Genomic DNA, 12,838 nt, shown 5'->3' with positions numbered 1-12,838 from the left:
GCGGCCCCCTGGTGTCTCGCGTCCGAGCCGTCGAGACTCGCGACTTCGTCGCATGCGCTTCGACGACTCGGACGCGAGACGGGCCGCGAACAGTCGCTCGTAAGACTCGCTCCGTGGCGGTTGCCCAACCTGGAAAGCTCAACTAAGTCAAGAAGACTAGACGCATCACGGTGTCGAGATGTCTAGACTTCGCACATGTCGGCCGATGACGTGGCGCGCGTTTTCGCGATCGAAGATAAAGTCGAGCGACTCAAGGCGGCCACCGATGGGGTGGCGGCGGCCCAACAGACCATCAACGAACTGACCCGTATCCGCAGAGCGGTGATCAGGGAACTACATGCCGAGGGCTGGACCTTCGCCAGAATCGGTGCGGCGGCGGGACTTTCCCGCGCGCGGATCCATCAGGTGAGTACCCAGGGTCCGGCACCGGAAGGTCTGTTCTTCGGGCATGGGTCGCTCACGGTGATCGCTCCCGAGGTTCGCAGTGGTCGAGTGCTGGGCGCTCCGGACCCGAGCGCGGCGCAGCGACTGGTGGAGTTGCTGCGCGAGCTCGGCTTCACCGCGGCCGTCGAGCACTTCCTGCCGGGCCGACCCGTCGATCTGAATCGCGACGGGTTGATCGTGCTCGGCGGGCCCGAACTGTCCCCCAGTGTGCGTCAGCTCATCGCGGCGGATCCGCGGCTGCGGCGCGCGGTGGCCAGGGCCGGGGATGCCCGGCGCGGCATCGAGGATCGCGCGGCCAGAAGGGTATACCGACCGGGCGGCCCGGAACCGCATGACATTGCCTATATCGCCCGCCTCCCACGCCCCGACGGCCGCGGTACCGCCCTGATCATCGACGGGCTGCATCCGCCCGGCTCCCTCGGCGCGATCCGTTTGCTCGCAACCAGATTGGCCACGCTGCACGAACGCGCTGCCACACACCTGTTTTCGGTGCTCGTCGCGGTGCGCTACGACCGCGCCACCGGGGAGCCGGTCGATGCCGATCTACTCACCCCGGTGTACCGGCACGACGGCGAACCCAGAACGATTCCGAGCCTTCGACGCTGAGCCGTTGGACTCCCGGACACCTTTTGGCAATCGAATAGCAGACGGCGGCCGATGCGCTGTGGTGAGTCGCGCCGGGCCGCCGCATATTCGATCGCGTCCGAAGAACGCAGGTGGCCCACACCAGTTCGCAATGAAACCGTGATGTGTCACACGTCACCAATACCTTCCATCTCGGCTCGACACCCGCGATGCTGAGTTAGCTAGTCGATAACCAACGGTGGCAGGTAGGTCCGAATGAATGTTCCACGTCCGGCGCGAGCGGGTTCCGCGTCGATGGCTGCCCGGCCCGAACGCGGATCGGGCTCAGCTCGCAACGCGGGCGCCCCGACGGCGCGACCGGTGACCGCGACCCACCGCGTGACCTACAGCAATCGACTCAAGGTCTTCATCGGCCCCGACGACGCCGTGGTCGATTTCCTGCGCCCGCTGCGCAGACTGGACGGCTACGACGCGTATTCGGTGAATCTCACTCGCCTGCCGACCCCGATGCCCGCCGCGGAGATCACCGCGGCGATCAGCGCCGCGCCGGGTACGAACGCCGTGCAGTGCGTCGGCTCGGCCGACGTGCTCACCATCGAACTGCGCACCATCGTCGACGGGACGCCACGCCGGTACTTGCTCGGCCTGCCCGGCGATCGCCTCGGTCATCCTGGCGTCGACGTGCCGAATGGGCCCGATCTGCTGCGCGTATACCCCGATGAGGTCTTCGACGCCGAATATGCCGCGGAGGTATTCGCGATGTACTTCCACACCGGCGATATTCCGGCGGGCTTCCAACTGCGCGAGGTCGTCGAATGACATTCACGCGCAACAGCACTCGCAAGGTCGGGAGGGTACGACGATGAAAGCAATCGTGATCGCGAGTGTGGTGCTGGTCGTCATCGTGATCGCCGCGGTGGTCACCAGGATGCTCCGGCAGCGCACCGAGCGCACTCATCTGACCGTCGCCGATCTGCAGGCGCGTTTGGCCGAGGAAGCCGAACGCTTGCTTCGGGACAGTCCGGTGGCCGAACCCGACACCGAGCACGCCACACCGCATTTCCCCCGGCCGCAGCGCATAGGAACTGGTCGGTAGCTAGGCTGGACGGCACTACTGTCGTTCACATCGCTCAGCATTCGGTTCGGTGCGGATCCGCAAGGGAAAGGATCGCGGCCGTGCGCACAATGCTCGAACAGATGGTGCAATTGGCCGTTCGAGGGCCGATGGCGCTGGCCCGCATCGTGGATGCAACCGGGCCCGGGCCACGCGAGTTGGGCGCGGCCATGGTGGTGACCGCGGACGGCGAGGTGCTCGGGTCGCTATCGGGCGGTTGCGTCGAGGCCGCGGTCGTCGAGTCGGCGCGGGAGGTGCTGGCCAATGGGCATGCGGTATCGGATCGATTCGGATATGCCGAGGCCGACGGATTCGCCGTCGGCTTGACCTGCGGGGGTGAGATCGAGGTTTTCGTCGAACGCGTGGATGACGCACGGCTATCGGTGCTGTCGGCATTGCGTGCGGCCATCGCGGCGAACGAGCCGGTTGCGCTGACCAGCACGTTGGACGCGGCCCCGGACTGGAAACTCTTGCGGCTCGGCGATTCCGAGCCGTGGCGTGGCGTCGACCGCGACGCGCGAGCACTGCTCGCCGCCGGACGCAGCGGCGTGGTCGGCTCGGATGAATGCGAGACGGTCCAAGCGCCGCGCCCTCGCGTGTTCGTCCAGACCTTTGCCGCTCCGGCCCGCATGATCCTGGCGGGCGCCAATGACTTCGTCCGCGCCCTCGCCCGCACCGGCCGTCAGCTCGGCTACCGGATCACCGTCGTCGATGCCCGCGAAACCTTCACCACCCCAGCCCGATTCCCTTCGGCACATGAGGTGGTCGTCGATTGGCCGGACCGGTATCTGACCGCCGAGTACGTCGCCGGACGCATCGATGAGCGCACGGTAGTCTGCGTGCTCACCCACGACACCAAATTCGATGTGCCGATGCTGGTGGCGGCATTGGGAATCGAGGAAATCGCTTTCATCGGCGCGCTCGGCTCCCGGCGCACACATGACGAACGCGTCGAACGCCTCCGCACGGCCGGTATCACCGACGATCAATTGGTTCGCGTGAAAAGCCCACTCGGCCTGGACCTCAACGCCCACACCCCCGATGAGACCGCCATCTCCATCGCCGCCCAGATCCTCGCCGAACGCGGTGGTGGCTCGGCCCGGCCGCTCACGTTGACGGACGGACCGATCCACCACTGAGGACCTACGGCGACCTCGGCGAACTGGGCGCCGAAACTCATCGGCCCGCGCCGGGTCGGATCGGCGCTCGGCCGCCGCTGCCGATCGCCTCGGTATCGGTGCGGCCGTTGCGGATCAATATGTCGACATACGAATCGACCAGTGCCGGTTCGGCTATCGGGCGTAGCCGACCGTCCACGCCCTCGAGCAGGTACGGGTCGTAACAGTGCAGCGGTGACTGCGCATCGGCGACCGCGATACCGACCAACTGGGTCAGCACCGAGAACGGACGAACCCCGGACGCTTCGCGCGTCCGGGGTTCGTAGCAAACCGTAGTGCGTCGGATCAGGCCGCGGCCCAGGCCGGGCGCAGCGTATTCATCGGCGGCCGGTCAACCAGCGATACCTCCGTGCTGTGGGCGGTGAAGGCATCGCCGATCAGCGGGAACTGGGTCAGCGCCGCACCGGAATCCTGCACCCCGCTGCGACCGAGCACGGTGCCGAGGATCTGACGGCTCATCACCCCGAGATCGGCGAGCGGGCGGTTGCGGTGGGTGCGTACGCCCAGATTCACCTGACCGATCGCGGACAGGCCGAGGCGGTCGTAGGTGTCGAGGAGCAGACCGATCTCCACGCCGTAGCCGGGGGCGAACGGCACCGAGGTCAGCAGTTCGCGGGTGCCCGCGTACTCGCCGCCGAGCGGCTGCAGCACCTGCGAGAGTTCCGGACGCAATGCGGCCAGCAGCGGACGGGCGACGAGTTCGGTAACGCGACCGCCACCGTGCGCATCCACCGCACCCGCCTGCCGCAGCGGCCTGCGGTAGTAGGCCTTCGCCAGATGCATATCGTCGACCAGCAGCAGCGGGCCGAGCAGTTTCGGCACGAAGGCCGGATCCGGATCGATGAGATCGGAGTCGACGAAGGCGATGAGATCGCCGCTGGTCACCGCCAGCGACCGCCACAGTACCTCGCCCTTGCCCGGCATCGGGTCGAGTTCGGGAACGGCCTGCTCGCGAGTGATCACCTCGGCGCCCGCGGCCAGCGCGCGTTCGGCGGTGGCGTCCGTAGAACCGGAATCGAGCACGATCAGCTCATCGACCAGGGTGCCGAGCAGGGGCCGAATGCTGGCGACCACATCGGCGACGGTGTTCTCTTCGTTCAATGCGGGCAGCACCACCGAAACGGTGCGTCCACGCTTGGCGGCGACGAGTTCGTCAACCGTCCAATCGGGGGCGTCCCAGGTATTGGTCGTCGCCCAGACGGGGCTCTGTGGGTGATGGAAATTCATACCAGACCTCGCAGGGTTCGTGCGGGGGGCCGGATGCCCTGTATCGCGGCGATCATGTCCACGACGCGCCGAGTCTGGGCAACCTCGTGGACTCGGAAGACTCGGGCGCCGGCGGCGGCCGACCATGCTGTTGCCGCCAATGTGCCCTCCAACCGTTCGGATAGACCGACACCTAAAGTCTCCCCGATAAAATCCTTGTTGCTCAGCGCCATCAAGACTGGCCATCCGGTATTTACAAGAACGTCCATTCCCCGCAACAACTCGAGCCCGTGATAAGTGTTTTTGCCGAAATCATGGGTCGGATCGATCAGAATCGAATCCCGCCGAACCCCGGCCGCGACCGCATCTTCTGCGGCGCGCACCACGGTTTGCATTACTTCTGCCATCACATCGGCGTAGCGGACTCGATGCGGCCGGGTGCGCGGAACCGCCCCGCCGGTATGGCTGCACACGATGCCGACGCCGCGATCGGCGGCCACCCGGACCAGATCCGGATCGGCGCCCGCCCAGGTGTCGTTGATCAGATCCGCGCCCGCGGTCACCGCGGCGTCGGCCACGTCGGCACGCCAGGTATCGATGCTGATCAGTAGCTCGGGATATTTCTCCCGGATCGCCGCGACGAAGGGGACCACCCGGCGGGTCTCTTCCGCGGCATCGACCAGGGTGCCGGGGCCGGCCTTCACCCCGCCGATATCGACCAGGTCGGCGCCCTCGTCAACCGCCCGCGCGACCGCGTCCATGGCGGCCGCGTCGGTGAAGGTGGCGCCCCGATCGTAGAAGGAATCGGGAGTGCGGTTGACGATGGCCATCACCAGCGCCCGATCCGTCGCCACCGGCTTGCCGCACAGAGTGGGAAGCGGCGCTGCGGTGGGGCTGAACATGGCTCCGACTGTACCTAGACCACCTACTGTCTAGCTTTTGGGCACACGCGCCGCGGCGACGTCCGCGGCGTATTCGTCATAAGCGGGAACGTAGCCGTCGGCGCGGCCAGCGAGGACATACAGCGTGCTGTCCGGATCGCTGGCATAGCCCTGTTTGCGGAGTTCGACCTTGCGACTCTTGAAGGTCGAGGTCTGTTCGAGTTCGGCGACGACCCGGATGAACAGCGGCACCGCATAGCCGGGCAACCGCGAATATGCCAGTTCGGCGAGCGCGTGGCCGTCGAATTCGGCGCCCGGATGCAGGGTCACCGCCGCCATGCCCGCCTTACCGTCGGTGCCCGGAATATCCACGCCGAAGACGACCGCCTGCGAGATCGCATCGGATTCGGTCAGTGCGCCCTCGACCTCGGTGGTGGCCACATTCTCGCCCTTCCAGCGGAAGGTATCGCCGAGCCGATCGACGAAGGCGATGTGGTGCCAGCCCTGATCACGGACCAGATCCCCGGTGTCGAACCAGATATCGCCGTCCTCGAAGCCGTCGCGCACCAGCTTCGCCTCGGACGCGGCCCGATCGGTATAGCCGTCGGCGGGCGAACGGTCGGTCACCTTGGCCAGTAGCAGGCCGACGCCGCCGCCCGGTACCCGGTGCAGCCGTCCGTCGCTATCGCGCTTGGCCTTTCCGGTCGCGTCGTCGTATTCGACGATGGCGTAGGGCAACGGCCCGAAGCCCGCGGTGCGATCCACCCCAAAGGCGTTGACGAAGGCGATATTCACCTCGCTCGCGCCGTAGAACTCGACGATGCGGCCGATGTTGAAACGGGTCTTGAACTCGTCCCAGAGCTCCGGGCGCAGACCATTGCCGACGGCGAGTCGGACCCGATGCTGCCGGTCGGTCGGCTTGACCGGCTGATTGAGGAGGTAGCGGCACAGTTCGCCGATATAGATGAATGCGGTCGCCTGTTCGCGAATGATCTCGTCCCAGAACCGGGAGGCGGAGAACTGCCTGCCGAGTGCGTAGGTGCCGCCCGCACCGAGGACCGCCCCCAGCGCGACGGTGAGCGCATTGTTGTGGTAGAGCGGTAGGCAGCAGTACAGCGTGTCGTTGCCGCGCAGGCGAATTCCGAGTCCGCCGAGTCCGGCCATACTCTTGGTCCAGCGCAGATGCGTCATCACACTGGCCTTGGGCAGTCCGGTGGTGCCGGAGGTGAAGATCAGGAAGGCGCGTTCCTTCGCGGTGATCCGCGCACAGACCGGCGGGTCGGTTGGGGCGGCATCCTCGGCCGCTTTGTGCAGGTCCTGCGAAAAGAGCACCTTGGCAAGGGGTTCGGCGAGCGAGTCCAATGCCTCGCGGCATTCCTCACCGACAACGTTCAGCACGCTGTCGAGCAGTCCGAAGCTGTGGGCGAGCACCTGATCACGCTGGTGGTGGTTCAGCAGGCCGACCGTGGCACCGAGTTTCACGGTGGCCAGCACCACGAACAGGGTTTCGGGGCGGTTGGTCATCAGCACGCCGACCACGTCACCGCGGCGCACCCCCCGGTCGGCGAGCACCTGCGCATAACGGTTGACCTGCGCGTTGGCTGCGCCATAGCTGAAGGTTCGCCCCTCGAACTTCAGGAACGTCCGGTCCGGATACCGATGCGCATTGCGTTGGAAGTACAGACCGACCGAGGATTCGCTATCCGGCCGCACCAGCATGCCGAGTGCACCGCGCAGCATGGACGGCGCGTCGAATGCCATGCGCGGCAACTGTTTTGCGATATCGAATAGGCTGACCGTGGCGTAGGCGTCGGTGCTCACTGCGTCACATCTCCTCATCGAGCGTAGTGGCGTGCTCCTGCGCCGGTTCTGGTGGCACATCGGGACGCAGTGCCGCGAAGGCCGCGGGCAGATCCTCGACCACGGTGATCCGGGCCCTGGCCGACTCGGATACGAACTTGCGAGCGTAGAGCTCGTCCAGCCAGTCGAACAGGCCCCGAAAGAAACCGTTCGGATCGAGCACGACGACCGGCTTATCGTGCTGCCCCAGATAGCCGCCGGTCCAGGTTTCGAAGAACTCCTCGAGTGTGCCGATGCCGCCGGGCAGGGTGAGGAAGGCGTCCGCGCGATCCTCCATGACCTGTTTGCGCTGGCGCATGGTGTCGGTGACGATCAGTTCGTCGGCATCCACATCGGCCACTTCCTTGTGCACCAGATGTTTCGGGATCACCCCGATGGTGTGCGCGCCGCCGGCGCGGGCACCCGTCGCGACCGCGCCCATCATCGAGACGTGACCACCGCCGGAGACCAATTGCCAACCGCGCCTGGCGATTTCGGTGCCGACCCGAGCGGCGAGGCCGAGCAGTTCGGGTTCGCCGGTACTGGCCGAGCAGTAGACGCACACCGCGTACCCGCGCTCGCTCACCACTGGTCCTCTGTGCCAATGGCTTCGGCGCCATTATTCGACTCGGCTGCCGACAGGATGATCTGCACGACCTCCTCGACACTGTCGGTCACATGCAGCAAACCGAGATCACCGGGTGAGATCTTGCCGGAGCCGCCGAGCGAATCACGCAGCCAGTCGACGAGTCCGGCCCAGTACTTGCTGCCGAACAGGATGATCGGGAAGCGGGTGATCTTGCGGGTCTGCACCAGGGTCAATGCCTCGAACAGCTCGTCCAGGGTGCCGAAGCCGCCCGGCAGACAGATGAATGCCTGCGAGTACTTCACGAACATGGTTTTGCGGGCGAAGAAGTAGCGGAAGTTGATGCCGAGATCGACCCACTCGTTGAGGCTCTGCTCGAAGGGCAGCTCGATGCCGAGTCCGATCGAATAGCCGCCCGCCTCCGAAGCGCCGCGGTTCGTGGCCTCCATAACGCCGGGACCGCCGCCGGTGATCACCGCGAATCCGGCCCGTGCCAGCGCGGCGCCGATCGCCATGGCGGCCTGATACTCCGGATGACCCGCCGGAGTGCGGGCCGAACCGAACACCGTGACCGCGCGCGGCACTTCGGCGAGCGCTCCGAAGCCCTCGACGAATTCAGCCTGAATGCGCAGCACCCGCCACGGATCGGTATGCACCCAATCACTGGGGCCGTGCTTGTCCAGGAGGTTCTGGTCGGCGGTGCCGCCCGGCTTGCGATCGCGGCGGAACATGATCGGTCCGCGGAATCTGGGTGTCGACTTCGGTGTGCTTGCGATCTCGTTGTCGGCGGCTTCGGTGGACATGGCGCACAGGCTACCGGGCGCTCCCCCGCCTCTCCGAACCTTTAGGCGCCGGACTCAGTCGCGGCAACCGTAACGTTGGCGGGCGGCGGCAGGGCTGTGGGGCAAGTCAGCCCGTCCCCGATGACCCATGTACTTACTAGATCAGCGGGACGGTTCGGTCAGGTAGGTGCGCAGGGTCGCCGCGACCGCGGTGATCTGGGCGACCGGGACATGTTCGTCACGCTTGTGGGCGAGATTGGGGTCACCCGGCCCGAAGTTCACCGCCGGGATGCCGCGGGCGGCGAAGCGCGCGACATCGGTCCAGCCGTACTTGGCACGCACACTGTCGGCGCCGACCACGGCGATGAGGTCCTTGGCGGCGGGCGCGGAAAGGCCCGGCAGCGCCCCTGCGGCGGAGTCGGTGAGCTCGAAGTCGAGCTCGAGTCCGTCGAATACCGCGCGCACATGTTCGGCCGCCTGCTCGACTGTGCGGTCCGGGGCGAACCGGAAGTTCACGACCACCTCGGCCTCGTCCGGAATCACATTGCCCGCCACCCCGCCTCCGATGTGGACCGCGGACAGACCCTCGCGATAGACACAGCCATCGATATCGACCTCGCGGGCCTTGTAGTTGGCGAGCCGCTGCAGCACCGGGGCCAGCCGGTGAATCGCATTGTCGCCCTTCCAGGATCGCGCCGAATGGGCCCGCACCCCCTTGGTCGTGAGGCGGATGCGGAGGGTGCCTTGGCAACCCGCCTCGATGACGCCGCCGGAAGGCTCACCGAGGATTGCCAGATCACCGACCAGCCAGTCCGGCATCTCACGCTCGATGTGATTGAGGCCGTTGTACTTTGCGGCGATCTCCTCGCAGTCGTAGAACATCAGCGTCAGATCGTGTACGGGTTCGGCCACGGTCGCGGCCAGATGCAGGAATACCGCGTCACCGGATTTCATATCGACGGTGCCGCAGCCATAGAGCTGGCGCTCGCCCGCCTCGTCGACGAACCGGCTCGGGACATTGTCGGCAATGGGCACAGTATCCAGGTGACCGGCGAGGATGACCCGGGTCGGCCGCCCCAGATCGGTGCGGGCCAATACGACATTGCCGTGCCGCAGCACCTCGAACCCCGTCGTCTGCTCACGCAGCGCCCGCTCGACGATGTCGGCGATCGCCGCTTCGTCCCGCGAGACGCTCGGGATATCGACCAGGGCAGCGGTGAGGGCAATGGGGTCGGCGCGCAAGTCGATGGTCACGGCTGTCAGCCTACGGGCGCGAGGTCGGTCTCCGGCTGTGCCCGGGTCGACGTGGCTCACCACCGTCATGGTTGGGTGGGTAACCTCTGTTGACGTGAGCATTCAGGGAGCAGCAGCAGTCGGTATCGCCAATGTGACCGCGGACGGGACCGTATTGGATACCTGGTATCCGAATCCGGAGTTGGGCGCGTTCGGCGATACGGGGACGAAGCGGCTGGATGAGGCACCCGCCGAGTACGCCACACTGCTCGGATTCGACGAGGCGCGCGGGGTGGATGTGATCGCGGTGCAGACCACGATCGCCGATCTGTCCGCGGCGCCGGTCGACGCGCACGATGTGTACCTGCGGCTGCATCTGCTCTCGCATCGGCTGGTCAAGCCGCACGAGGTGAGCTTGGACGGGCAGTTCGGGCTGCTCAGCAATGTGGTGTGGACCAACCACGGTCCGGCCGCGGTGGAGGGCTTCGAGGCGACCCGCGCCAAGCTGCGCGCGCGGGGGCCGGTCACGGTGTACAGCATCGATAAGTTCCCACGGATGGTCGACTATGTGGTGCCGTCGGGCGTGCGCATCGGCGACGCCGACCGGGTTCGCCTCGGCGCGCATCTCGCCTCGGGCACCACCGTCATGCACGAGGGCTTCGTGAACTTCAACGCGGGCACTCTCGGTGCCTCGATGGTCGAGGGTCGTATCTCCGCGGGCGTCGTGGTCGGCGACGGCTCCGATATCGGCGGCGGCGCCTCCACCATGGGCACATTGTCCGGCGGCGGTACCACCATCATTTCGATCGGCGAGCGCTCCCTGCTCGGAGCCAACTCCGGGCTCGGCATCCCGCTCGGCGACGACTGCGTGCTGGAAGCGGGTCTGTACCTGACCGCGGGCACCAAGGTCACCACCCCCGACGGCACGGTGGTCAAGGCCGCCACCCTCAGCGGCCAGAACAACCTGCTGTTCCGCCGCAACTCCACCACCGGCGCCGTCGAGGTCGTCCCCCGCAAGGGCACCGGCATCGAACTCAACGCCGACCTGCACGCCAACGACTAGGCTGGACCGCCTCCCCGAGTCTTTAGGCGCCGGACCAAGGCGCGACAACTGTGATGTTGGCGGCCAGCGGCGGGACGGGGACAAAGTTAGCCCGTCGCCGACGAGTTACCCATGTGCCGACTAAATGAAGGGCCACCGGTCACGGTACCCAACGGCACTGTGTGGCCTGCGGCCACTTTGTCATCGGTGCCAACCGCGCGCTGCGGCCGCGGGGGCTCCAGGGCGACCACGACGGAGGGATGACGTGGACGCCGAGATGACCGTCTGAGAGGCTGGAGTCGTGGATCCGTCCACAGCGCAGGCCTACGTGGTCGTCGACGAACTCGCGCGCGGGGGTGTCCGGGACGTTGTTCTGTGTCCCGGCGCACGGAACGCGGCGCTGGCCTTCGCTGTGCAGGCGGCCGATGCTGCGGGTCGACTGCGGCTGCACATCCGCATCGACGAACGGACCGCGGGCTTCCTTGCGATTGGGCTGGCGGTAGCCAGTCGGCTACCGGTGCCGGTCGTGATGACCTCGGGGACCGCGGTGGCGAACCTCGGTCCTGCGGTGCTGGAGGCCAGCTACGCGCGGGTGCCGCTGGTGGTGCTCAGCGCCGATCGGCCCTACGAGATGCCGGGCTCCGGTGCCAGCCAGACCGTGGAGCAGCTCGGTCTGTTCGGCACTCAGGTCCGCACCACCGTCAGCCTCGGCTTCGCCGATGAAGAGTCAGCGTCCGCCGACTGTGCGTCGTACGGGCACCAGAACAACGTGTGGCGCTCGGCGGTCTGCCGGGTGCTCGCCGCGGCCTGCGGCACCCGCTCCGGCAACGCGGGCCCGGTGCAGTTCGATATCCCGCTGCGCGAGCAGCTGGTGCCCGACCTCGCTCCCGGCGAGTGCGCGCCCGAGGGACGCGAGGGCGGACGGGCCTGGACGCTCACCCAGTACGCAATGCTCGATGTGCCGCTCTACATCGACCTGACCCCCGACACGCTCGTTATTTCCGGCCACGGTGCCAGGCTCCGGCCGGAACTGTCCGAGCTGCCGACCGTCGCCGAACCCACGGCCCCCATGCACGGCCCCGCGCTGCACCCATTGGCGCTGCCGCTGCTGAAGCCGCGCCAGGCCATCATCACCGGCCGTCCGACCCTGCACCGTCCGGTGGCCAAGGTGCTGGCCGATCCGAATGTCACCGTGTACGCGGTCACCACCGGGCCGCGCTGGCCCGATGTCTCCGGCAATGTGGTCGGCACCGGTACTCGGGCGATTGTCACCGGCGCATCGCGCCCGGAGTGGCTGGCGCATTGCCGTGAGCTCAGCGCGCGGGCGACCGAGGTGGTCCGGGCCGAACTCGCCGTGCACCCGAAGCCGACCGGCCTGCACGTGGCGGCGGTGGTGATGGACTCGCTGCGCGAGGGCGACCAGCTGCTGCTCGGCGCGTCCAATCCGGTGCGCGACGCGGCCCTGGTGTCGTACCCGCGGCCGGGTATCACGGTGCTGTCCAACCGTGGTGTCGCGGGCATCGACGGCAGCGTGTCCACGGCCGTCGGCGCGGCGCTGCACCACGACGGCCGCACCGTCGCGCTGCTGGGTGATCTGACCTTCCTGCACGACGCGTCCGGCCTGCTGATCGGGTCCGACGAACCGCGCCCGGCCGATCTGACCATCGTGGTCGCCAATGACGACGGCGGCGGCATCTTCGAGCTGCTGGAACAGGGTGAGCCGCAGTATGCCGGAGTATTCGAGCGAGTGTTCGGCACCCCGCACGGCATGGATCTGGCCGCGCTGTGCGCCGCCTACCGCATTCCGCACCGCCAGGTCGATCTGGAGCAGCTGGCCGTCGAGTTGGCCGGGCACGCACACGGCACGCGGGTGCTCGAGGTGGTCACCGAGCGGTCGCACCTGCGCGAGCTGCACGCGACGGTGCGCGCCAAGATCGCGTCCTGATTC

The 12,838-nt window shown here is 67.1% G+C and carries 13 protein-coding genes; 6 read left to right on the top strand and 7 right to left on the bottom strand.

The features are described 5' to 3' along the window. Positions 1–195 precede the first annotated feature (195 nt). The 4 genes from ACWEO2_RS32550 to ACWEO2_RS32535 all read left to right on the top strand — a co-directional run bounded on the left by ACWEO2_RS32550 (position 196) and on the right by ACWEO2_RS32535 (position 3,282). Entirely contained in the window at positions 196–1,050 is an 855-nt protein-coding gene (locus ACWEO2_RS32550) for a hypothetical protein (RefSeq protein WP_452408835.1), read from the top strand. 339 nt (positions 1,051–1,389) lie between these two features. Then, complete coding sequence (locus ACWEO2_RS32545; protein ID WP_452408834.1) at positions 1,390–1,848, top strand: hypothetical protein; 459 nt, start codon at positions 1,390–1,392, stop codon at positions 1,846–1,848. Positions 1,849–1,891: 43 nt separating this feature from the next. After that, entirely contained in the window at positions 1,892–2,125 is a 234-nt protein-coding gene (locus ACWEO2_RS32540; protein ID WP_452408833.1) for a hypothetical protein, read from the top strand. Between the two features lie 80 nt (positions 2,126–2,205). Beyond that, positions 2,206–3,282, top strand: a complete 1,077-nt coding sequence (locus tag ACWEO2_RS32535) for an XdhC family protein (RefSeq protein ID WP_452408832.1) — start codon at positions 2,206–2,208, stop codon at positions 3,280–3,282. 37 nt (positions 3,283–3,319) lie between these two features. Here the strand turns inward: ACWEO2_RS32535 and ACWEO2_RS32530 are convergent, their stop codons facing one another. The 7 genes from ACWEO2_RS32530 to dapE form a co-directional block, all read right to left on the bottom strand. After that, positions 3,320–3,541 carry a hypothetical protein gene (locus ACWEO2_RS32530; protein ID WP_452408831.1) on the bottom strand — a complete coding sequence of 74 codons (222 nt, stop codon included), beginning with the start codon at positions 3,539–3,541 and terminating at the stop codon, positions 3,320–3,322. Between the two features lie 65 nt (positions 3,542–3,606). After that, positions 3,607–4,548 carry a glucosyl-3-phosphoglycerate synthase gene (locus ACWEO2_RS32525; protein WP_452408830.1) on the bottom strand — a complete coding sequence of 314 codons (942 nt, stop codon included), beginning with the start codon at positions 4,546–4,548 and terminating at the stop codon, positions 3,607–3,609. Continuing rightward, positions 4,545–5,429 (bottom strand): dihydropteroate synthase, encoded by an 885-nt coding sequence (folP, locus tag ACWEO2_RS32520; RefSeq protein WP_452408829.1) that lies wholly within the window; start codon positions 5,427–5,429, stop codon positions 4,545–4,547. The genes ACWEO2_RS32525 and folP overlap by 4 nt, the downstream gene beginning before the upstream one ends. A gap of 30 nt (positions 5,430–5,459) precedes the next feature. Continuing rightward, on the bottom strand, positions 5,460–7,247 hold the full coding sequence (locus tag ACWEO2_RS32515) for a long-chain-acyl-CoA synthetase (RefSeq protein WP_452408828.1): 1,788 nt from the start codon (positions 7,245–7,247) through the stop codon (positions 5,460–5,462). Continuing rightward, the gene (locus tag ACWEO2_RS32510) at positions 7,234–7,836 is read right to left on the bottom strand and encodes an LOG family protein (protein ID WP_354959229.1); all 603 of its coding nucleotides are present in this window, start codon (positions 7,834–7,836) and stop codon (positions 7,234–7,236) included. The genes ACWEO2_RS32515 and ACWEO2_RS32510 overlap by 14 nt, the downstream gene beginning before the upstream one ends. Beyond that, on the bottom strand, positions 7,830–8,636 hold the full coding sequence (locus ACWEO2_RS32505) for an LOG family protein (protein ID WP_452408827.1): 807 nt from the start codon (positions 8,634–8,636) through the stop codon (positions 7,830–7,832). Before ACWEO2_RS32505 ends, ACWEO2_RS32510 begins: the two co-directional genes overlap by 7 nt. 141 nt (positions 8,637–8,777) lie before the next feature. After that, positions 8,778–9,869, bottom strand: a complete 1,092-nt coding sequence (gene dapE, locus ACWEO2_RS32500) for a succinyl-diaminopimelate desuccinylase (protein WP_452408826.1) — start codon at positions 9,867–9,869, stop codon at positions 8,778–8,780. Between the two features lie 94 nt (positions 9,870–9,963). Between dapE and dapD the strand changes: the two genes are divergently transcribed. Together dapD and menD are read left to right on the top strand one after the other, a co-directional pair. Then, positions 9,964–10,911, top strand: coding sequence for a 2,3,4,5-tetrahydropyridine-2,6-dicarboxylate N-succinyltransferase (dapD, locus tag ACWEO2_RS32495; RefSeq protein WP_452408825.1), 948 nt, complete (start codon positions 9,964–9,966; stop codon positions 10,909–10,911). Between the two features lie 280 nt (positions 10,912–11,191). Then, positions 11,192–12,835 carry a 2-succinyl-5-enolpyruvyl-6-hydroxy-3-cyclohexene-1-carboxylic-acid synthase gene (gene menD / locus ACWEO2_RS32490; protein ID WP_452408824.1) on the top strand — a complete coding sequence of 548 codons (1,644 nt, stop codon included), beginning with the start codon at positions 11,192–11,194 and terminating at the stop codon, positions 12,833–12,835. Positions 12,836–12,838 lie beyond the last annotated feature (3 nt).

This window comes from Nocardia sp. NPDC004278 (assembly GCF_053602975.1).
This window is presented reverse-complemented; position numbering and strand designations above follow the sequence as displayed.

Excerpts from the sequence above, each read along its gene's own strand:
- ACWEO2_RS32550 (WP_452408835.1), top strand. The coding sequence starts at position 196 with ATGTCGGCCGATGACGTGGCGCGCGTTTTCGCGATCGAAGATAAAGTC.
- folP (WP_452408829.1), bottom strand. The coding sequence starts at position 5,429 with ATGTTCAGCCCCACCGCAGCGCCGCTTCCCACTCTGTGCGGCAAGCCG.
- ACWEO2_RS32525 (WP_452408830.1), bottom strand. The coding sequence starts at position 4,548 with ATGAATTTCCATCACCCACAGAGCCCCGTCTGGGCGACGACCAATACC.
- ACWEO2_RS32540 (WP_452408833.1), top strand. The coding sequence starts at position 1,892 with ATGAAAGCAATCGTGATCGCGAGTGTGGTGCTGGTCGTCATCGTGATC.
- ACWEO2_RS32515 (WP_452408828.1), bottom strand. The coding sequence starts at position 7,247 with ATGAGGAGATGTGACGCAGTGAGCACCGACGCCTACGCCACGGTCAGC.
- ACWEO2_RS32505 (WP_452408827.1), bottom strand. The coding sequence starts at position 8,636 with ATGTCCACCGAAGCCGCCGACAACGAGATCGCAAGCACACCGAAGTCG.